This window comes from Streptomyces sp. BV286, from assembly GCF_019090165.1.
Lineage (GTDB): Bacteria > Actinomycetota > Actinomycetes > Streptomycetales > Streptomycetaceae > Streptomyces.
The window spans coordinates 1-20,110 of record NZ_JAHRIB010000081.1 but is presented as its reverse complement, the minus strand read 5'-3'; the positions used below and the strand labels follow the sequence as shown (position 1 = coordinate 20,110).

Annotated in this window: 21 protein-coding genes; 9 read left to right on the top strand and 12 right to left on the bottom strand. The window is 69.9% G+C overall.

Annotated elements, in window-relative coordinates:
- Positions 1-40 precede the first annotated feature (40 nt).
- The 4 genes from KUF83_RS11760 to sodN all read right to left on the bottom strand — a co-directional run bounded on the left by KUF83_RS11760 (position 41) and on the right by sodN (position 2,497).
- Positions 41-451: a VOC family protein gene (locus KUF83_RS11760; RefSeq protein WP_217454579.1), complete on the bottom strand. Its 411-nt coding sequence runs from the start codon at positions 449-451 to the stop codon at positions 41-43.
- A gap of 4 nt (positions 452-455) precedes the next feature.
- Positions 456-869, bottom strand: coding sequence for a helix-turn-helix transcriptional regulator (locus tag KUF83_RS11755; protein ID WP_217454578.1), 414 nt, complete (start codon positions 867-869; stop codon positions 456-458).
- Positions 870-967: 98 nt separating this feature from the next.
- Positions 968-1,708, bottom strand: coding sequence for a GAF and ANTAR domain-containing protein (locus tag KUF83_RS11750; RefSeq protein ID WP_217454577.1), 741 nt, complete (start codon positions 1,706-1,708; stop codon positions 968-970).
- A gap of 393 nt (positions 1,709-2,101) precedes the next feature.
- Positions 2,102-2,497, bottom strand: a complete 396-nt coding sequence (gene sodN, locus KUF83_RS11745) for a superoxide dismutase, Ni (protein ID WP_055531247.1) — start codon at positions 2,495-2,497, stop codon at positions 2,102-2,104.
- A 144-nt stretch (positions 2,498-2,641) separates the two neighbouring features.
- Between sodN and sodX the strand changes: the two genes are divergently transcribed.
- Entirely contained in the window at positions 2,642-3,076 is a 435-nt protein-coding gene (gene sodX / locus KUF83_RS11740) for a nickel-type superoxide dismutase maturation protease (protein WP_217454576.1), read from the top strand.
- Here sodX and KUF83_RS11735 read toward each other — a convergent pair.
- Positions 2,980-3,609, bottom strand: coding sequence for a CGNR zinc finger domain-containing protein (locus KUF83_RS11735; protein WP_217454575.1), 630 nt, complete (start codon positions 3,607-3,609; stop codon positions 2,980-2,982). The two genes, sodX and KUF83_RS11735, sit on opposite strands and share 97 nt — an antisense overlap.
- A gap of 98 nt (positions 3,610-3,707) precedes the next feature.
- Between KUF83_RS11735 and KUF83_RS11730 the strand changes: the two genes are divergently transcribed.
- Positions 3,708-4,466 (top strand): trans-aconitate 2-methyltransferase, encoded by a 759-nt coding sequence (locus tag KUF83_RS11730; protein WP_217454574.1) that lies wholly within the window; start codon positions 3,708-3,710, stop codon positions 4,464-4,466.
- Positions 4,467-4,599: 133 nt separating this feature from the next.
- Here the strand turns inward: KUF83_RS11730 and KUF83_RS11725 are convergent, their stop codons facing one another.
- Genes KUF83_RS11725 through KUF83_RS11715 form a run of 3 tightly spaced genes read right to left on the bottom strand, consistent with a single transcriptional unit; the run spans position 4,600 to position 7,328 of the window.
- Positions 4,600-5,352 (bottom strand): amino acid ABC transporter ATP-binding protein, encoded by a 753-nt coding sequence (locus KUF83_RS11725; RefSeq protein WP_217454581.1) that lies wholly within the window; start codon positions 5,350-5,352, stop codon positions 4,600-4,602.
- A 35-nt stretch (positions 5,353-5,387) separates the two neighbouring features.
- Positions 5,388-6,332: an amino acid ABC transporter permease gene (locus tag KUF83_RS11720; RefSeq protein WP_217454573.1), complete on the bottom strand. Its 945-nt coding sequence runs from the start codon at positions 6,330-6,332 to the stop codon at positions 5,388-5,390.
- Positions 6,333-6,365: 33 nt separating this feature from the next.
- A complete protein-coding gene (locus KUF83_RS11715; protein ID WP_217454572.1) occupies positions 6,366-7,328 on the bottom strand; it encodes an ABC transporter substrate-binding protein in 963 nt (320 codons plus the stop codon).
- Positions 7,329-7,965: 637 nt separating this feature from the next.
- Between KUF83_RS11715 and KUF83_RS11710 the strand changes: the two genes are divergently transcribed.
- The 4 genes from KUF83_RS11710 to KUF83_RS11695 all read left to right on the top strand — a co-directional run bounded on the left by KUF83_RS11710 (position 7,966) and on the right by KUF83_RS11695 (position 11,455).
- Complete coding sequence (locus KUF83_RS11710) at positions 7,966-9,189, top strand: NADP-dependent malic enzyme (protein ID WP_217454571.1); 1,224 nt, start codon at positions 7,966-7,968, stop codon at positions 9,187-9,189.
- Positions 9,190-9,551: 362 nt separating this feature from the next.
- Positions 9,552-10,517, top strand: coding sequence for a zinc-binding dehydrogenase (locus tag KUF83_RS11705; RefSeq protein WP_217454570.1), 966 nt, complete (start codon positions 9,552-9,554; stop codon positions 10,515-10,517).
- Between the two features lie 135 nt (positions 10,518-10,652).
- A complete protein-coding gene (locus KUF83_RS11700; protein WP_217454569.1) occupies positions 10,653-10,862 on the top strand; it encodes a helix-turn-helix domain-containing protein in 210 nt (69 codons plus the stop codon).
- Positions 10,862-11,455 (top strand): Clp protease N-terminal domain-containing protein, encoded by a 594-nt coding sequence (locus KUF83_RS11695; protein ID WP_217454568.1) that lies wholly within the window; start codon positions 10,862-10,864, stop codon positions 11,453-11,455. The genes KUF83_RS11700 and KUF83_RS11695 overlap by 1 nt, the downstream gene beginning before the upstream one ends.
- A 151-nt stretch (positions 11,456-11,606) precedes the next feature.
- Here KUF83_RS11695 and KUF83_RS11690 read toward each other — a convergent pair whose 3' ends face one another.
- From KUF83_RS11690 to KUF83_RS11680, 3 genes are all read right to left on the bottom strand, one after another.
- On the bottom strand, positions 11,607-12,746 hold the full coding sequence (locus KUF83_RS11690; protein ID WP_217454567.1) for a PadR family transcriptional regulator: 1,140 nt from the start codon (positions 12,744-12,746) through the stop codon (positions 11,607-11,609).
- Between the two features lies 1 nt (position 12,747).
- Positions 12,748-13,830, bottom strand: a complete 1,083-nt coding sequence (locus KUF83_RS11685; RefSeq protein ID WP_217454566.1) for a DUF4097 family beta strand repeat-containing protein — start codon at positions 13,828-13,830, stop codon at positions 12,748-12,750.
- A 134-nt stretch (positions 13,831-13,964) separates the two neighbouring features.
- Complete coding sequence (locus KUF83_RS11680; protein ID WP_018571400.1) at positions 13,965-14,147, bottom strand: DUF6104 family protein; 183 nt, start codon at positions 14,145-14,147, stop codon at positions 13,965-13,967.
- Between the two features lie 226 nt (positions 14,148-14,373).
- On the opposite strand from KUF83_RS11680, the gene KUF83_RS11675 reads away from it, so the two are divergent.
- The 3 genes from KUF83_RS11675 to KUF83_RS11665 are packed head-to-tail and all read left to right on the top strand — an operon-like array spanning position 14,374 to position 16,458.
- On the top strand, positions 14,374-14,805 hold the full coding sequence (locus KUF83_RS11675; RefSeq protein WP_217454565.1) for a hypothetical protein: 432 nt from the start codon (positions 14,374-14,376) through the stop codon (positions 14,803-14,805).
- Positions 14,802-15,563 (top strand): hypothetical protein, encoded by a 762-nt coding sequence (locus KUF83_RS11670; protein WP_217454564.1) that lies wholly within the window; start codon positions 14,802-14,804, stop codon positions 15,561-15,563. Before KUF83_RS11675 ends, KUF83_RS11670 begins: the two co-directional genes overlap by 4 nt.
- 10 nt (positions 15,564-15,573) lie before the next feature.
- Entirely contained in the window at positions 15,574-16,458 is an 885-nt protein-coding gene (locus tag KUF83_RS11665; RefSeq protein WP_308402973.1) for a transporter substrate-binding domain-containing protein, read from the top strand.
- A 159-nt stretch (positions 16,459-16,617) separates the two neighbouring features.
- Here KUF83_RS11665 and KUF83_RS11660 read toward each other — a convergent pair.
- Positions 16,618-20,110: multifunctional oxoglutarate decarboxylase/oxoglutarate dehydrogenase thiamine pyrophosphate-binding subunit/dihydrolipoyllysine-residue succinyltransferase subunit (locus KUF83_RS11660; protein WP_217454563.1), on the bottom strand; the 3,493-nt coding region annotated here is incomplete at its 5' end.

Sequence of the window (20,110 nt, the reverse complement as noted above, 5' to 3'; positions counted from 1 at the left end):
GGCCCGGGCGCTCGCCCCGATCCCGTCCGGCCCGCTCGCCCTACTTGCGCTGCGTGAAGCGCAGCAGGTTGCCCGCGGGGTCGCGGACCGCGCAGTCGCGGACCCCGTACGGCTGGTCCGTCGGCTCCTGGAGGACGTCGGCATGCGCGGCGAGCAGGCGCTCGTACGTTGCGTCGCAGTCCTCCGTGGTGAAGATGACACCCCGGAGCATTCCCTTGGCCAGCAGCTCGGTGACGGCCCGCCGGTCGGCCTCCGGAGCGTTCGGATCGGCCAGGGGCGGCTCCAGGACGATCTCCACGTCCGGCTGCAGCGGAGGACCCACGGTGACCCAGCGCATGCCCTCGAAACTGACGTCGTTACGGACCTCCAGGCCCAGCACGTCGCGGTAGAAGGCGAGCGCCAGGTCGTGGTCGTCGACCGAGATGAAGCACTGCGAGATTTTGAGGTCCATGGCCTCACGCTAAGGGCTTCGCCGCGGCACCGCGCACCGGCCGTGTGTACATCTTCGCCACGCACGCCGGGATCGCCGCCCCCGGCTCGTGCGACCGCGCCCGGTACGCGCTCGGCGACTCTCCGACCAGCTCCGTGAAGCGGGAACTGAACGAACCGAGCGACGTACATCCCACCGCGAAGCAGACCTCCGTGACGCTCAGGTCGCCGCGCCGGAGCAGTGCCTTCGCGCGCTCGATACGGCGGGTCATGAGATAGCCGTACGGAGTCTCGCCGAAGGCCGCGCGGAAGCTGCGCTGGAAGTGGCCCGGAGACATCAGCGCGGTGCGCGCGAGCATGGGCACGTCCAGCGGCTCGGCGTACTCGCGGTCCATCCGGTCGCGGGCCTTGCGCAGCCGGACCAAGTCCTCCGGGGTCATGTCCTCAGCATCCCACGGCCCACCGACAGAGCCCCTGGCCTGCCCGTCCGCGACCCGCGACCCGCGACCCGCGACCCGAGGCGCGAGGCCGGCGCACGTCACTCGGCGGACTCCGCCGACGACAGGTCGGTGGTGCCGTCCAGGACCTCTTGGGCCACGGCCGAGAGGCGGCGGCGCTGGGAGCGGGCGTGGCCGCGCAGCAGGACGAAGGCCTCGTCCACGCTGATCTGCCGCCGCTGGGCGAGGGCGCCCTTGGCCTGCTCGATGAGGATGCGGGACTGCAGGGCGGTCTCCAACTGCTCGGTGAGCAGCGTCTGCCGGTGCAGTGCCCGCCGTTGCAGGATGCCGATGGCGGCGAAGTCCGCGAGGGCGTGGCCCAGCCCGAGCCGTCCGTCGGCCGGGGTGCCGGCCCGGTCGAGGAAGAGGGTGAGGGCGCCGACGACCTGGTCCCTCAGCCGTAACGGGACGGCCGTCACCGAGTGGAATCCCAGTTCGAGGGCCCGGCGGGAGAAGCGGGGCCAGCTCGTCCGGGCGTCCGGGTGGTCGAGAAGGACACCCTCCAGGGACCGGCCGGAACGTACGCAGTCCCGGGACGGCCCCTCGTCCCAGTCGACGCCGTCGCGCTCCAGACCCCGGGCGCGGGCGTCGGATCCGGCGGACGTCGGCCCGTCGCCCGGGGCGCCGGCCAGGACGACGCCCGCGGACGAGACGTCGAGGAGGTCGACGCAGCACTCGGAGAGCGTCTGCAGGACGTGGCCGACCTCGAGGTCGTCGGCCAGGGTGCCGGCGAGCTCCACGAACGCGACGGCCAGGCGTTCCTCGAGAGGCTGTACAGGCATTCCGATGTCTCTCCCCTCCCTGCCGCGCACGGCCGTCTCCGGCCCCGCTCGCCGCTGCTCGTCCTCGCTCGCCTCTGTCCGGTGCCGCCTTCCTGCTGCCGTCTGTTCGTCGTCTGTTCGTCGTCTGTTGCTTCGTCCGGTCGAGTCGGTACTCGTTGCTTTCGAAACTATGACGACGGCGACCTCTTTCGACGGTCATTCGCCCAACGGGTGCCCACGGAAGCCGCCCCGGACGCCCGCGCCGGCGGACCGGCCGGGGCGGGACACGGAAGGGGCCCGGCCGGAACTCCGGCCGGGCCCCTTCCGGGAATGCCCAGTGACCTGCGAGGGTGCACCGCCCGCCGGTCGTGGCGGGCCGGCGGCCGGCCCCGGGGGCCGACAACCTGCCCTGGGTCAGGCCTTCTTGGTCTCCCAGAAGATCTTGTCGATCTGGGCGATGTAGTCCAGCGCCTTCTGGCCCGTGGCGGGGTCGGTCGAACCCTTCGCGGCCGAAAGGGCCTTGAGGGCGTCGTTGACCAGCTGGTGCAGCTCCGGGTACTTCTCGAAGTGCGGGGGCTTGAAGTAGTCGCTCCAGAGCACCGAGACGTGGTGCTTGGCGAGCTCGGCGCGCTGCTCCTTGATGACGGTGGCGCGGGCCTGGAAGTGCGCGTCGTCGTTGGCGGCCATCTTTTCCTGGACGGCCTTGACCGACTCGGCCTCGATGCGGGCCTGGGCGGGGTCGTACACACCGCAGGGCAGGTCGCAGTGGGCGCTGACCTTGACCTTGGGGGCAAACAGGCGGGAGAGCATTGAGCTGTCCTTCCTCGTGATCGTCTTCTCAGGTGGGACATTACTCCGTGAGTGACGGGTTTTCGCGAGTGCCCCCATGGGCTTAGGACAAAAGTCCAGGGTCAGACTGGGACTCGTGGAGGATAGGACCGGGGAGGTGCCGGGATGCCGGAGCTGTCGCAGGAGACCGAGCGCGGGAGGGCCGTCCTGCCCTTCGGGACCGCCGAGGTGACGGGACCGTCCATGGTGCCCACGCTGCATCACGGGGACCTCCTCGTCGTGCAGTACGGCGCCAGGGTCAGGCCCGGTGACGTCGTCGTGCTGCGCCATCCGTTCCAGCAGGACCTGCTGGTCGTCAAGCGCGCGGCCGAGCGGCGCGAGGGCGGCTGGTGGGTCCTCGGCGACAACTCCTTCGCGGGCGGCGACAGCACCGACTACGGGACCGTGCCCGAGGAACTGATCCTCGGGAAGGTGAGGTTCCGCTACCGGCCGTTCAAGAAAGGTCAGCGTTCGCCGTTCGCGGTCGCGCGCTGGGCGTTGTCCACCGCGAGGCCCGTACTGTCCGGCCGGTCCGCCTCCAGGCGCTTGCGGGCGCGGTAGGCGGCGACGTTCGCCCGGGTCGCGCAGCGGTCCGAGCAGTAGCGCCGGGAGCGGTTCGTCGAGGTGTCGAGGTAGGCGTTGCGGCACGGTGCCGCCTCGCACAGACCCAGGCGGTCCACGCCGTACTCGGTGAGGTGGAAGGCCAGGCCCATCGCGGCGATCGCGGCGTACCCCGCGGTCGCGTTCGACGGGTGGTCCGACAGGTGCATGTGCCACAGCGGACGGCCGTTGTCGTCGCGGAAGTCGTGGCCCGAGATCTGCGGGCTGACCGGGAACTCCAGCAGCAGCGAGTTCAGCAGGTCCACGGCGAGCGTCTCGTCGTCCCCGTCCGCCGCCTCGAAGACCGCGCGCAGCCGGGCCCGTACCCCGCGGAAGCGGGTCACGTCGGCGTCCGTGGCGCGCCGGGCCGCCGAGGCGTTGCCGCCGAAGAGGTCGCGGACCGCGTCGACCGAGGTGAGTGCGTCCTTGCCCCGGGCCGGTTCCTCGCTGTTGACGAGACGCACGGCGTAATCCGAGTAATAGGCCAGTTCCACTTGTAGTCCTTACGGGGGCGCTCTATGGTCGTGCTGCGGACACGTAATGGCTAATTGTGCTTCCAGGGTATTACACGCTGGGCGGGAGAGGGGCTTTCATGACGACCACCACCGGGTCCGACTGGCAGGCGTGGCAGCAGAGCTGGGACCGGCAGCAGGAGTGGTACCTCCCGGACCGCGAGGAGCGCTTCCGGGTCATGCTCGACATGGTCGGGGCACTGGTCGGCCCCGAGCCGCGTGTCCTCGACCTCGCGTGCGGTACGGGAAGTATCACGGCCAGGCTCTTCGAAAGGTTCCCGAAGGCGGTCAGTACCGGTGTCGATCTCGATCCGGCGCTCCTGACCATCGCCGAGGGCACGTTCGCGGGCGACGACCGGGTCACGTTCGTCACGGCGGACCTCAAGGACCCCGACTGGACCTCCCGGCTGCCCCACGACTCGTACGACGCGGTCCTCACGGCCACCGCCCTCCACTGGCTGCACAGCGAGCCCCTCGCGGTCCTCTACGACCAGGTCGCCGGACTCGTCCGCGACGGCGGGGTGTTCATGAACGCGGACCACATGATCGACGAGACGACCCCGCGGCTCAACGCGGCGGACCGGGCGCAGCGGCACGCGCGCATGGACGGGGCGAAGGCGGCCGGCGTCCTCGACTGGTCCGAGTGGTGGCAGCTCGCCGCCCAGGACCCCGTCCTCGCCGAACCCACGGCTCGCCGCTTCGAGATCTACGGGGAGCACGCGGAAGGCGACACCCCGTCCGCCGCCTGGCACGCGCGCGTGCTGCGCGAGAAGGGCTTCGCCGAGGCCCGCGAGGTGTGGCGCTCCCCGTCGGACGCCCTGGTACTGGCTCTCAAATAGCCGGCACGGAGAAGCCGGGGCCCAGCCCCGCTTCTCAGGGAAACGGCCGGCTCGGTCCGAACGGTCGCGGCACGCGAAGGGGCGGTACGAAAAATCCGTACCGCCCCTTCGAGAGCCGCCCGACCGCCGGAGGCTAGAGCACCTTGGACAGGAACGACTGCGTCCGCTCGTGCCGCGGATTCGTCAGTACGTCCCGCGGGTGACCGGACTCGACCACCACTCCCTCGTCCATGAAGACCAGCGAGTCGCCGACCTCCCGGGCGAAGCCCATCTCGTGGGTCACGACGACCATCGTCATGCCGGACTCGGCGAGGTCGCGCATGACGTCGAGGACGTCACCGACGAGCTCCGGGTCGAGCGCCGAGGTGGGCTCGTCGAAGAGCATCAGCTTCGGGTCCATCGCGAGGGCCCGTGCGATGGCGACCCGCTGCTGCTGGCCGCCCGAGAGCTGGGACGGGTAGTTGCCGGCCTTGTCGGCGAGGCCGACCCGCTCCAGCAGCTGGTTCGCCCGCTCGCGCGCCTGTGCCCTGCTGACGCCCTTGACCTGAACAGGGGCCTCCATGACGTTCTCGAGCGCCGTCATGTGCGGGAACAGGTTGAAGCGCTGGAACACCATGCCGATGTCCCGCCGCTTCAGGGCGACCTCGCTGTCCTTGAGCTCGTACAGCTTGTCGCCCTTCTGGCGGTAGCCGACCAGCTCCCCGTCGACGTACAGCCGCCCGGCGTTGACCTTCTCCAGGTGGTTGATGCACCGCAGGAACGTCGACTTGCCGGAGCCGGACGGGCCGATGAGGCAGAAGACCTCGCCGGGCTTCACTTCGAGGTCGATGCCCTTGAGGACCTCGACGTGGCCGAAGGACTTGTGGACGCCCTCGGCCTTCACCATCGGCGCACCGGAGTCCGCCTTGGTCACGTTGGGGGTCATGCGTTGGCCCCTCCCCCCGAGCGGTTGGACAGTGACAGGATGTTCGCCCGGATCTTCTGGAACGGCGTGTCCGGGAGTGAACGGCTGGAACCGCGGGCGTAGTAACGCTCGACGTAGTACTGCCCGACGCTGAGCACCGAGGTCAGGACCAGGTACCAGGCGGCGGCCAGGAAGTACATCTCCACCGGTGCGCCCGAGGACTGGCCGATGTCCTGGGCGTATCTGAAGAGTTCGGCGAACTGGACCACCGACACCAGTGAGGTCGTCTTCAGCATGTTGATGACCTCGTTGCCCGTGGGGGGCACGATCACGCGCATCGCCTGCGGGATCACGATCCGCCGCAGGGTCTTGCTGTGGCTCATGCCCAGGGCGTGCGAGGCCTCGGTCTGGCCCTCGTCGACCGACAGCAGGCCGGCGCGGCAGATCTCCGCCATGTACGCGGCCTCGTTCAGGCCGAGTCCCAGCAGCGCCGTGAGCAGCGGCGTCATGAAGCTGGACCAGTAGTCCTTGTAGATCGGACCGAGGTTGATGTACTGGAAGACCAGGCCCAGGTTGAACCAGACGACCAGTTGGACCAGGACGGGGGTGCCCCGGAAGAACCAGATGTAGAACCACGCGATCGACGAGGTCACCGGGTTCTTCGACAGGCGCATCACCGCGAGGAGGATGCCGCCCGCGATGCCGATCACCATCGAGAGGACGGTGAGGAGCATCGTCTGGCCGACGCCCTTGAGGATCCGGTCGTCGAGGAAGTAGTCCGGTACGGCACCCCAGTTGATCTGGCCCTGGGCGAACGCGTAGATGATCGATGCGAAGAGCGCGATCGCGATGACGGCCGAGACGTACCGCCCGTAGTGCCGGACCGGGATGGCCTTGATGGCCTCCGGTCCGGCCGGGGGAGTGTCCTCGGGGCCCGCCGTCTTGTCGATGTCAACAGTCACGGATGTTGCCTTTCAGTGCCGCTGGGAACGCGGTCACTTGCCGCCGTTGAGGGTGGCTTCCTTGACGGCGCCGGCGTCGACGCCCCACTTCGCGATGATCTTGTCGTACTCGCCGTTCTTGATGATCGCGTCGAGCGCGGCCTTCAGGGCGTCCCGCAGCTCGGTGTTCGACTTGGCGATCGCGATGCCGTACGGGGCGGCCTCGACCTGCTCGCCGACGACCTCGAAGTCCTTGCCGCCGCCGGAGGTCTTCGCCGCGTACGCCGCGACGGGGAAGTCCGAGGAACCGGCGTCGGCGCCGCCGGCGCGCAGCCGGGTCTGGGCCTGCTGGTCGTTGTCGAAGGCCTCGATGGAGAGCTTCTTGCCGGCCGGGCACTCCTTGGCCTGGGCCTTGGCCAGGTCGTTGGAGACCGTGTTGCGCTGCACCACGACCTTCTTGCCGCACAGGTCGTCCCAGGTCTTGATGCCCTGGTCGTCGCCCTGCTTCGTGTAGATCGAGACGCCCGCGGTGAAGTAGTCGATGAAGTCGACGCCCTCGCCGACCTTCTTGCCGGTGTCGGCGTCGATGCCCTCCTGGCGGTCCTTGGTGTCCGTCATCGCCGACATCGCGATGTCGTACCGCTTGGAGCGCAGGCCGGTGAGCAGGGTGTCGAACGTGCCGTTCTCGAACTCGAACTTCACGCCGAGCTGCTTGCCCATCGCGTCGGCGAGGTCGGGGTCGATACCGACGGTCTTGCCCGAGTCGTCCTTGAACTCGACCGGCGCGTAGGCGATGTCCGAGCCGACCTTGATGACGCCCTTGTCGCGGACGGCCTTGGGCAGCTGGTCGGCGAGCGGGGCCGCGCTGGAGTCAGCGGTGTCGGAGCTGCCGCTGTCCTTGTCCTTGGTCTGGTCACCGCAGCCGGTGAGCAGCAGGGCGCCTGCGACCGCGATCGCACCGACCGCGGCTATCCGGGACTGCACGGCGGTCGTACGACGGGTGGAGCTTGCGGTCATGGTGGGTTCCTCCGGCGGGTGGGTGAGTTGCCGATGGGTCGGCAGTAGCCGATGGGTCGACGAGAACACACACCTTCGGGTGTCGCGACCTCGTGTGATTACGGCATCTTGCCATTCGGACTCGGACCTTCAGGGCACTCGCCATGTCAAAATCGGATAACGGGTGACCCCCGAACCGGACCGAGTCGGTCCGCCATGACCGGATCTTGTGCGGAAAACCTTCGCCGCAGCCGGAAGATCTCCGGTGGAACGCGCGTTGCGGACGACCGCTTCTGGGCACTTCCGGCACCTCGGTGCTTGTCGGTGACTAGTTCGTGAAGCGGGTCTGTTCGATGCATTCGGGCACGTGTCACGTCACCGGTATGTGACCTTGCCTCTCCGGTATACGAGCCGGGCTTCTCCGGTCTGTGACCTTCGGCCGCCCACGTGTGACCTTCGCTCCATGGACTCGTCCGCGGTGCGGTCCGTCCGGTAAGAAGGTTCCTTACACCCCTCATCCGGGGCTCAGGGCGCGTGTGCGGCGCGCCCGTCGCGCACGTACCCGTACTTAACAGTCATCAGGGACATGCGCGGTGCCCGCCCGCTCCTCACCCGGAGCGGCAACCCTCAACGATTAAGACTTAAGGGGTAAAACAAAGTGGCAGCGGAGATCGTCAATCCTCGCAGCGACAGCAGTACGGATCAGGAAGGCGGGGCCGAGCCCCTCGATTCCTTCGACCCGGCGTTCGCGCTGCACCGCGGCGGCAAGATGGCCGTGCAGGCCACCGTGCCCGTCCGTGACAAGGACGACCTGTCCCTGGCGTACACGCCCGGCGTCGCGAAGGTCTGCACGGCCATCGCGGAGCAGCCGGAGCTCGTCCACGACTACACGTGGAAGTCGTCCGTGGTCGCCGTCGTGACGGACGGCACCGCCGTCCTCGGGCTCGGCGACATCGGGCCCGAGGCCTCGCTCCCCGTCATGGAGGGCAAGGCGATCCTGTTCAAGCAGTTCGGCGGGGTCGACGCCGTGCCGATCGCGCTGGCCTGCACGGGCGTGGACGAGATCGTCGAGACCGTCGTGCGCCTCGCGCCGTCCTTCGGGGGCGTCAACCTGGAGGACATCTCGGCGCCCCGGTGCTTCGAGATCGAGCGGAAGCTGCAGGAGCGGCTGGACATCCCGGTCTTCCACGACGACCAGCACGGGACGGCCGTCGTGACACTGGCGGCGCTGCGGAACGCGGCGCGGCTGACCGGGCGGACGCTCGGCCAGCTGCGGGCCGTGATCTCGGGCGCCGGCGCGGCCGGGGTCGCCATCGCGAAGTTCCTGCTGGAAGCGGGTCTCGGGGACGTCGCCGTCGCGGACCGCAAGGGCATCGTCTCGGTCGACCGGGACGATCTGACCCCGGTCAAGCGGGAGCTCGCCGTCATGACCAACAAGGCGGGGCTGTCCGGCTCGCTGGAGGCCGCGCTCGCCGGGGCCGACGTCTTCATCGGTGTGTCCGGCGGTACGGTGCCGGAGCCGGCCGTGGCCTCCATGGCCGAGGGCGCGTTCGTGTTCGCCATGGCGAACCCGAACCCCGAGGTGCACCCCGACATCGCCCACAAGTACGCGGCGGTCGTCGCCACCGGGCGGTCGGACTACCCGAACCAGATCAACAACGTGCTGGCGTTCCCCGGGATCTTCGCGGGCGCGCTCCAGGTGCGGGCCTCCCGGATCACCGAGGGCATGAAGATCGCCGCGGCCGAGGCGCTGGCCGCCGTCGTCGGGGACGACCTCGCCGCGGACTACGTGATTCCGTCGCCGTTCGACGAGCGGGTCGCTCCCGCGGTGACCTCGGCGGTGGCCGCGGCGGCCCGCGCCGAGGGCGTGGCCCGGCGGTAGGTCCGTTCGGCCGGTTACGTGCGTGAGGTTCGGGTCCCGTCCTGGTGGGCGGGGCCCGAATTTTCGTGCGGGGGGATTCTTTGCGTCGGGGTTCGGCCGGGTGGGTGAGTCGGGTGCGGGTGCGGGTGCGGGTGGGCGGGGGCTGGTCGCGCCGTTCCCCGCGCCCCTGGAGGACTGGCCGCGCCCCGGGAGGGCGGAGCCACGCCCCGAAGACCCGAAGGGCGGAGCCGCGCCCCCGAAGGGCGGGACCGCGCCCTTGTCCTCCGTCTCTGAGGTGGCAGCACCTGTCTTCTGCCCAGGGGGACGCGTGTCACAGAGGGACGTGGTTCCGTGCGGGGGTGAGGGGAGCCTAGGGTCGGACCATGTTCGCTGCCTACGCTGCCCGTATCGACCGTGACCAGCCGTTGAACGGCCTTGAGTTGGGGGAGCGGCCCGCCCCCGGCGCCCGGACCGGCTGGACGACCGTGAACGTCAAGGCCGCCTCCCTGAACCATCACGACCTCTGGTCGCTGCGCGGGGTGGGGCTCGCCGAGGACAAGCTGCCGATGATCCTCGGCTGTGACGCCGCGGGGATCGACGAGGACGGCAACGAGGTCGTCCTGCACTCCGTCATCGGGCAGACCGGCCACGGCGTCGGCCCGAAGGAGCCGCGCTCCATCCTCACCGAGCGGTACCAGGGGACCTTCGCCGAACAGGTCTCCGTGCCCGCCTGGAACGTCCTCCCCAAGCCGAAGGAGCTCTCCTTCGAAGAGGCCGCCTGCCTGCCCACCGCCTGGCTGACGGCCTACCGCATGCTCTTCACCAACGCGGGAGTACGCCCCGGCGACTCCGTCCTCGTCCAGGGGGCCGGAGGCGGTGTCGCCACCGCCGCGATCGCGCTCGGGAAGGCCGCCGGGCTGCGGGTCTTCGCGACCAGCCGGGACGAGGCCAAGCGCAAGCGGGCCCTGGAGCTGGGCGCCGTCGAGGCTGTCGAGTCCGGAGCCCGGCTGCCGCAGCGCGTGGACGCGGTCATCGAGACGGTCGGCGCCGCCACCTGGTCCCACTCGGTCAAGTCCCTCAAGCCCGGCGGCACCCTGGTCATCTCCGGTGCCACGAGCGGCGACCGCCCCTCGCACGCCGAACTGACCCGCATCTTCTTCCTCGAACTCAAGGTCGTCGGCTCCACGATGGGCACGAAGGACGAACTCGAGGACCTGCTGTCCTTCTGCGCCGCCACCGGCCTCCGCCCCGTCATCGACGAGGTGCTGCCGCTCGACCGGGCCCGCGAGGGCTTCGAGCGGATGGAGTCCGGTGAGCTCTTCGGCAAGGTCGTCCTGACCGCCCCGTGACCCTGTTCCTGCCGTCTTTCGGCGTCGCCAGGTGAGGTGAGCCGACTCGCCGGGCCGGGCCGCAGGCTCGCCTCGCACACCCGGGCATGTCAACTGAGGTTGACATGCCCGGGTGTGTCAATCTAAGTTGACACCATGACCGAAGCAACGGATCTCGCCGAGCGCGCGGGCGACCGCGATCCGCGGATCGGGCTGCGGGCCGTCTCCGCGTTGCGGAGGCTGCTGGAGCAGCTCGAAGCGGTGCAGGTGCGCAACGCGCGCAATCAGGGCTGGTCGTGGCAGGAGATCGCCGCGGAACTGGGTGTCAGCAGGCAGGCCGTGCACAAGAAGTACGGGAGGCAGTGATGTTCGAACGGTTCACCAAGGACGCCCGCGCGGTGGTGCTCGGCGCGGTCGGCCACGCCGAGCGGCTGGACGCGGAGACGGTCGAGGAACAGCACCTGCTGCTGGCCCTCCTGGACCGCGAGGCCAGCCGTGCGTCGTTCGCCCTGATGTCTCTGGGGCTCTCGGAGCGCAGGGAGTCCGTCGAGGAGGCGCTGGCCGAGGCGCGTCGCCGGGGCGGGCTCTCCCGCGCCGACACCGACGCGCTCTCGGGGCTCGGCATCGATGTCTCGGCGATCGTCTCGCGCGTCGAGGAGGCCCATGGAGAGGGTGCGCTGGAGAGCCCGCCGGACAGCAGGGGCGGCGGACGCGCCAGGGGATGGTGGTCCGGGTTCCTCGGCGGGCACCGCCCCTTCGCCCAGGGGGCCAAGGACCTCCTCACGGAGTCCCTGCGCATCGCCCTCGCCCAGCAGGACCGGTACATCGGCGACGAGCATCTCCTTCTCGCACTGACCGCCCGACCCGGTGTCCCCGCCGAGGTGCTGGCCGACCACGGAGTGACCTACGCGTCGCTGCGGCGCGTGCTGTACGGCGGGGGAGAGGCGAAAGCGGGCTGAGGAACCGAGGTGAGGCGGCCCGCGCCGGGGCCGCCTCGGCATCAGCGGCCGCATGGGCCGCTGAGGACCGCTGCGGATGGCCGAGGGCGGCCTCGGACCGAATCGGACGGCGAGGCTCCCTCGACTGCCGGGACGGCCGCCGGGCCGCCTCTCAGGCCTTCGGCGTCCGCAGCGCGGCGCCTATACGTGCCGCGGCCGACGACAAGTGGCGGCGCGCGTCACGCAGCTGTTCCTCCGTCACCCCGTGGTCGCGGGCCGTGTCACGGATGTCGTCGCGGAAGCGGTCCAGCAGGCGGTCGAGGTCCCGGGCGGGATCGCCCGTGGAATCCTCGTGGGCCCAGGAGGGCTCGTACCCGGCGGGAAAGTCCTCGGGAGTGACCGTGTAGTCGGCCTTCTCCGCCCCGGACCCCCCTGCCCCCGCCCCTGCTTCCGTCCGGGCCCCTGTCCCTGTCCCTGTACCTGTCCCGGTCCCGGTGGTCGACGTCGATCGGCCTCCGAAGCCGAAGTCCTTCCCGAACCCCTTGCCGAAGTCCTTCCCGAAATCGCCGAACTCCTTGGCGAGTTCGGTCAGGCCCTCCCGGACACCCGTCGGCCAGTCGCCTCGGGTGAAGTGGTCCTGCACCTGGTCCTGGACGTGCTTGGCGATGCGCTGGAGCTCCTCCTGCGCCTGCACCCGGACCTGCTCCTGGGCCTCCTTCGCCTGGTGGCGGGCGCGCTGGGCCTCCTCACGGGCGCGGCGGCTCTCGTCCTTGGCGCGGCGGGCCTGTTCCTTCCACTCCTGCTTGACGCGGCGCATCTCCTCCTTGGCGACGCGCCACGCCTCCTTGTCCCCGAGGTCCGAGAAGTCCCCGTGACCGCCCGGGTGTTCCTCGTGGTCGCGGGGGCCGGCCTCCGCCGAGCCCCGACGCGCCTCGCTCGCCGCCGCCCGCATCTCACGGCGCAGGTCACCCGCCGCGCCCCGCACATCGGCACGGATCTCCGCGGCGAGCTCGGCGACCGACTCGCGGATCTCCAGCTCCAGATCGGCCAGTTCACCGCTGCGGTCCGCCAGCTCGGCACGGCCCGCGTCCGTGATCGAGTACACCTTCCGGCCGCCCTCGGTGGTGTGGGTGACCAGGCCCTCGGCCTCCAACTTGGCCAGCCGGGGGTAGACGGTGCCGGCCGAAGGCGCGTACAGCCCCTGGAAGCGCTCCTCCAGGAGGCGGATGACCTCGTAGCCGTGGCGCGGTGCCTCGTCGAGGAGCTTCAGCAGGTAGAGCCGCAGGCGGCCATGGGCAAAGACGGGAGCCATGTCAGAGCCCCTTCTGGTGGGTCGGGCCGTCGGGTGAGCCGCCCGCGGCGCCGGGAGCGGGGTGGTGCGTGGGGCGGGGAGCTCCGGCGCCGCCGGGCACCACGTCCTCGGGGGCCGCGCTGTGCCCCTCGTCGGACGTGGACGCGGACGCGGACGCGGACGTGGACGCGGATCCGGTGCCGGACTCGGACGTGTCAGGAACCGCGTCCTCCGGTACATCCTCCCCGACGTCCGGCTCCTTCTTGAAATCCACTTCCTCGTCCCATGGTTCGTCCTCCGCCGGAGGGCGTCGCAGCAGCGCGACCGAGCCGGAGACGGTGGTCGCCTTCAGGCGGCCGTTCCCCGCGCCGAGCCTCCCGGTGATCTTCTTGGCGCCCCACTGGCCGGCGATCCGGAGGTCCTCGAAGGCGCTGGAGACGGCGCCGCTCGCCGAGTCCACCTCGACCTCCGCGTCGGCCGGATGCGGCAGCCGGACGGCGATCTCCCCCGAGATGCTGGTCAGGCTGATGTCGCTGGGGCGGCCGGCCGGGTCGAGGTCGACGATCACGGAGCCGCTGACCGACTCGGCCCGCACCGAAGGGCTGGAGCCCTCGATGACGGTCAGATCGCCGGAGACGGAGTTGAGCCGGAGGTCGCCGGTGAGGGCCTGGGTCTCCACGTTCCCCGAGACGGTGTCCGCGCGGACCGGGCCGGAGAGTCCCACGAGCGTGGTGTCGCCGGAGATGCCTCTGACCATCGCGCGCCCGTCGATGCCGGAGACCACGGCGGTGGCGCTGACCACGCCCACCTCGACACGCGTGCTCGCCGGCACGGCCAGGGAGACCACCGCGCTGCGGCGCCAGCCCTTGCGGTCCAGCCACTTGAGGAAGCCCTTCCAGGGCAGGTCCTCGTACGCGACCGTGAGCGTGCCGTTCTCATGGGTCACCATCAGGGGTGGTCCCTCTATCGAGGACACCTCGAGGCGGGCGGAACCCTCGTCGACCCCCACGACGTTCACCGTGCCACTGGCGATGCGCACGTGGAGGGCCGTCACCGGTTCGTCGAACGTGAGCTTTTTCGGCTCTGCGACGGACCACTGGGACATGGTGCAGACCTCCTCGGCAGGGGTGGGGGCACGACACGTCATATCGCGTCTCCCAATAGACACGATATATCGCGGATTCGTGAAGTCAAGACACCCGTATCGGTGATCTCGACGGCCCCTGCGGCCTCTGCGGCCTACTCCTCGTCCTCGTCGTCGTCCAGGCGCGCCAGCCAGGTCGCCAGCCGTTCCACCGGCACCTCGAAGTCCGGATTGAGGTCGACGAAGGTGCGCAGCTGCTCGGCGAGCCACTCGAAAGTGACCTCTTCCTCGCCGCGTCGCTTCTCAAGTTCCTCGATACCGCGGTCGGTGAAGTACATGGTGGTTGCTCTCCTGCGTGCGGACCCGGTCGTTTTGCTTCCCACAGCCTACGAAACCGGTCGATCACCTTCGAGGGTCCGCTCCCCTGGCTAGGGTGTGCGCCTGGATCAACGGGGGTAACTCCCCTGTTTCGGCGTTCATTCGAGCTATTCCGGCAGTTGTGCACAGCCCTGGTCGTCCGCGCCGTGCGGGCGGTCGCCCTGCGGTACGAGACGGAGCGGTGAGATGTCCGAACTGATGACGGTCGCGGGACAGCTGGTCCCCTGGCTGAGCGCCGCGGCGGGTTCGATGGGGACGGCCGTGCTCATGACCGCCCGGGACCAGGTCGCCCAGAGTGTCGTACAGGGTGGCCGGACGTTCCTGGACGCGGCGCTGGGGCGCCGGGGAGAGGGCGACGCGGCGCCGGACGAGGCGAACGCCGCTCTCGCAGGGCTTTCCCCGGAGCAGCGCGCGGCACTGGAGGCGGCGATCGGCCACTGGCTCCAGGGCGGCGACCTGAGCGCGTCCGCACTCCGGGAGCGGGTGGCGGAGGCAGCGGCCGCCCGGCCGGACGGCACCTTCCACACGGAGGCGCACGGCCCGCACTCCGTGGCCGTCGGGCAGGTCCGGGGCGACTTCAACATGACCTTCGGCGAGACCTCGAGAGCGGGCGGATGACGCGACCCACCGACGACGTCCGCGAGGGCACGGCACTGGGCCGGGGGCCCCAGGTACGTGCCCAGGGCAGGTGGGCCACGGCCGTCGGGCAGGTGCTCGGCAACTTCGTCGTCAGCCTCGTCGTCGGCGACGCGCTGCAGAACACGCTCGACGGAGCCCGGAGCTGGAGGGTGTGGAACTGGCCGCCGTTCGCCGTGGTCCTCGGGCTGTGCGGTCTCGCGCTGGTCCGGACTCCGGAAGGGCCGGCCGACCAGTTCTTCTGGGTTCGTCTCGCCCTCGGTGCGGCCGTGCTGATCGCCTTCGTGCGCGTGGCGGGCGCCCGGGGCCCCGCCGCGGTGCAGGCCCTCGCCTCCGCACTGTCCGTCGCCCTGGCCGTCGGCGGGGCGGTACGGGTTGAGCAGCTGCGCGTCCACGGCGAGGTCGACGTGACGGGGCTGGTGAGGGTCGAGCCGTCCGGCCCGCTGAGGAACGGGCAGACGATCACCGTGGTCGTGGACGGCGGCCCGCCCCGCACCCACCTGCGTCTCGTCCTCCAGGTCGAGGACGCGAACCCGGAGAGACAGTCCTGCACTCCGGACACCCACCTCTCCGTCCGTCTCGGGGGCGGCCGGAACACCGAAGGCGACGTCCGGTCGGGCAGGCCGGTCGACCTGCCGCTGGGCGGGGCCAGGGACGCCCTCACCGTCCTTGTGACGGTCCGCACCGACAAGGGCTGCAGTATGACCGTGTTCGTCGACGACGCCGTGTTGCACGGCTGAGGGGTACGCAGTGAGCTCGAAGACCCGTGTGTACGTGGCAGTGGCGGCGTTCTGCGCCATCGTCGCGGTCGGACTGACGCTCGCCGTCAGTTCCGGTTCGGACGAACAGGACGACACCTTTCTCGGCCGGGACCGGATCAGCGTCGGTATGCACAACGACCTGCCCGGTGTCGGCTACGAGGAGAACTACCACCGGTCGGGCTTCGACCAGTTGGTGTTCGAGCGCGTCAAGGAAGGCCTGGGGTTCCGGTCCGCCCCGCCGAGCAACGTCTCCTCCGAAGCGCGCATCCCGGTGCTGAAGAAGGGCGACGTGGACATGGTGTTCGCGTCGTTCTCCATCACGAAAAAACGCATGAAGCATGTCGACTTCGTGGGCCCGTACGTGACCACACACCAGGGATTCCTGGTCGGTCCCCGATCGAAGGTCCGCGAGCTCAAGGACCTCAAGGGCGCCATGGTCTGCTCGTGGGAGGGCACCACGTCCGCGGATGCCGTCGCCGACCTGAAGCGCCAAGGCATCGCGTCCAAGGAGCTCGTCGACGCCTCCGACTGCCTGGATGAACTCAAGAGCGGAATGGTGGAGGCCGTCACCACGGACCAGATGATCCTTCACGGCTTCGCGCGCCAGCACGCGAAGGACCGCCTGAAGGTGGTTCCCGACGTCACGATCGGCGCCCCCCAGCACTACGGGATCGGCCTGCCGAAGGGCCATCGGTCCGACTGCTACGAGCTGCGCGAATTCGTGAAGGGGTACGTCGGGAGCAGCGACTGGATCAGGGACGTCACGACCTCCCTGCCGGACATCCCGGACACGGAGCCGGGGTGGATCAGCGACTACGAGCCGAACGACGAGGCGATCGAAGCGCGGTCCTGCCGTGACACGCCGAGCGACTGAGGCACCCCGTCCGCCGTCCCCCGGGCCCCACTTGTCACTCCTGACCTGACCGCATCCGGGCACCCGTTCGGCCGGGTCGGAACGGCGGAGGGCCCGGTCCCCGCGACGTCGCGGGGACCGGGCCCTCCTCACTTGCTCAGGCGTGCGTACGCAGGCCGGTCAGGCCTCGAACACCTCGCGGACGAGCTGCTCCTGCTCGGCCTGGTGGCGCTTGGCGGAGCCCACGGCCGGGGACGAGCTGGCCGGACGCGAGATGCGCCGCAGCCGCTCCCCGTGGGGGACGTCCGCGCCGACCGCCAGGTCCAGGTGGTCGATGAGGTTGAGCGCGATGAACGGCCACGCGCCCTGGTTCGCCGGCTCCTCCTGGGCCCACAGGTACTTCTCGGCGTTCGGGTACTTGGCGATCTCCGCCTGGAGCTCGGCACCCGGGAGGGGGTACAGGCGCTCGATGCGGATGATGGCCGTGTCCGTGATGCCGCGCTTCTGGCGCTCCCCGTCGAGGTCGTAGTAGACCTTGCCCGCCGTGAAGACGACCTTCTTCACCGCCGCCGGGTCCACCGAGGCGTCCCCGATGACCGGACGGAAGCCGCCCGTCGTGAACTCCTCCGCCTTCGACGCGGCCGCCTTCAGACGGAGCATCGACTTCGGGGTGAAGACCACCAGCGGCTTGTGGTGCGGGTTGTGCACCTGCCACCGCAGGAGGTGGAAGTAGTTCGACGGGAGCGTCGGCATGGCGACCGTCATGTTGTTCTGCGCGCACATCTGCAGGAAGCGCTCCGGGCGGGCGGACGAGTGGTCCGGGCCCTGGCCCTCGTAGCCGTGCGGGAGGAGCAGCGTGACGCCGGACGTCTGGCCCCACTTCTGCTCCGCCGACGAGATGAACTCGTCCACGACCGTCTGGGCGCCGTTGACGAAGTCGCCGAACTGCGCCTCCCACAGCACGAGGGACTCGGGACGCGCCAGCGAGTAGCCGTACTCGAAGCCCATCGCCGCGTACTCGGACAGCAGCGAGTCGTAGACGTTGTAGCGCGCCTGCTCCTCGGACAGGTACTGGAGCGGGGTGAAGTCCTCGCCCGTCTCCCGGTCGATGAGCACCGCGTGGCGCTGGCCGAACGTGCCGCGGCGGGAGTCCTGGCCCGAGAGGCGCACCGGGGTGCCCTCGAGGAGCAGGGAGCCGATCGCGAGCGTCTCGCCCATGCCCCAGTCGATCGTGCCGTCCTCGACCATCGACGCGCGGCGCTGCAGCTGGGGCAGCAGACGCGGGTGGACGGTGACGCGCTCGGGGATGTTGACCTGGGACTCGGCGATCCGCTTGACGACCTCCTGGGAGACGGCCGTGGTGACCGCCACCGGGAACTCGGGCTTCACGTCCGGGACATGGGCCTCGGAGGGCGCGTTCGTCGCTTCGCGGACCTCCGTGAAGACCTTCTCCAGCTGGCCCTGGTAGTCCTGCAGCGCCTGCTCGGCCTCCTCCAGCGTGATGTCGCCCCGGCCGATCAGCGACTCGGTGTAGAGCTTGCGCACCGAGCGCTTCTTGTCGATCAGGTCGTACATCAGCGGCTGGGTGAAGGCCGGGTTGTCGGACTCGTTGTGACCGCGGCGGCGGTAGCAGATGAGGTCGATCACCACGTCCTTGTTGAACGCCTGGCGGAACTCGAAGGCCAGACGGGCCACACGGACCACGGCCTCCGGGTCGTCGCCGTTCACGTGGAAGATCGGGGCCTCGATCATGCGGGCCACGTCGGTGGCGTACATGGACGAACGCGAGGACTCGGGCGCCGCGGTGAAGCCGACCTGGTTGTTGATGACCACGTGGACCGTGCCGCCGGTGCGGTAGCCCCGCAGCTGCGACATGTTCAGGGTCTCGGCCACCACGCCCTGGCCCGCGAAGGCCGCGTCACCGTGCAGGGCGACCGGCAGGACCGTGAAGTCCGTGCCGCCCTTGTTGATGATGTCCTGCTTGGCGCGGGCGATACCCTCCAGGATCGGGTCGACCGCCTCCAGGTGCGAGGGGTTGGCGGCCAGCGAGACCTTGATCTGCTCGCCGTCCAGGCCCGTGAAGACGCCCTCGGCGCCCAGGTGGTACTTGACGTCACCGGAGCCGTGCATCGACTTGGGGTCGAGGTTGCCCTCGAACTCCCGGAAGATCTGCGCGTACGACTTGCCGACGATGTTCGCGAGGACGTTCAGCCGGCCGCGGTGGGCCATACCGATGACGACCTCGTCCAGCCGGGACTCCGCGGCGCTGTCGAGGACCGCGTCGAGCAGCGGGATGACGGACTCGCCGCCCTCAAGGGAGAAGCGCTTCTGGCCGACGTACTTCGTCTGCAGGAAGGTCTCGAAGGCCTCCGCCGCGTTCAGGCGGCGCAGGATGCGCAGCTGCTCCTCGCGCTCCGGCTTGGAGTGCGAGCGCTCGATACGGTCCTGGATCCACCGGCGCTGCTTCGGGTCCTGGATGTGCATGAACTCGACGCCCGTGGTGCGGCAGTACGAGTCGCGCAGCACGCCGAGGATGTCGCGCAGCTTCATCAGGGACTTGCCCGCGAAGCCGCCGACCGCGAACTCGCGCTCCAGGTCCCACAGGGTGAGCCCGTGCTCCGTGATGTCCAGGTCGGGGTGCTTGCGCTGGCGGTACTCCAGCGGGTCGGTGTCGGCCATGACGTGGCCGCGGACCCGGTAGGAGTGGATCAGCTCGAAGACGCGGGCGGCCTTCGTGACGTCGTCGTCGTGCGAGGCGTCGATGTCCTTGAGCCAGCGGACCGGCTCGTACGGAATGCGCAGGGCCTCGAAGATCTCGTCGTAGAAGCCGTTCTCGCCGAGCAGGTAGTTCGCGACGACGCGGAGGAACTCGCCCGACGCGGCGCCCTGGATGACCCGGTGGTCGTAGGTCGACGTGAGCGTCATGACCTTCGCGATGCCGAGCTTGTTCAGCGTGTCCTGGCTGGTGCCCTGGAACTCCGCCGGGTAGTCCATCGAGCCGACGCCCATGATGACCGACTGTCCGGGCATCAGACGCGGGACCGAGTGGACGGTGCCGAGGCCGCCCGGGTTGGTCAGGGAGACCGTGACACCCGAGAAGTCGTCCATCGTCAGCTTGCCGTCACGGGCACGGCGGACGATGTCCTCGTAGGCCTGCCAGAACTCGAAGAAGTTCAGCGTCTCGGCCTTCTTGATGCCCGCGACGACCAGCTGGCGGTCGCCGTTGGGCTTCACCAGGTCGATGGCGAGGCCGAAGTTGATGTGCTCCGGCTTGACCAGGGTCGGCTTGCCGTCCTTCTCCGTGAAGGAGTAGTTCATGGACGGCATGGCCTTGATGGCCTGCACCATCGCGTAGCCGATGAGGTGGGTGAAGGAGATCTTCCCGCCCCGGGCACGCTTCAGGTGGTTGTTGATGACGATGCGGTTGTCGAAGAGCAGCTTCACCGGGACGGCGCGCACGGACGTCGCCGTGGGCACCTCGATGGAGGCGTTCATGTTCTTCGCGACCGCGGCGCTCGGGCCCCGCAGCGTCACGTACTCGGGACCCTCGTGGGTCTCGGATGCGGGCGCGGCCTTCGCGGCGGCGGGCTTGGCCGGAGCGGGCTTCGCCTGAGCCGGAGGGGCGGCGGCCGGTGCGGCCGCCTTCGCCGGCGCGGCGGGCGCGGGCTGCGCG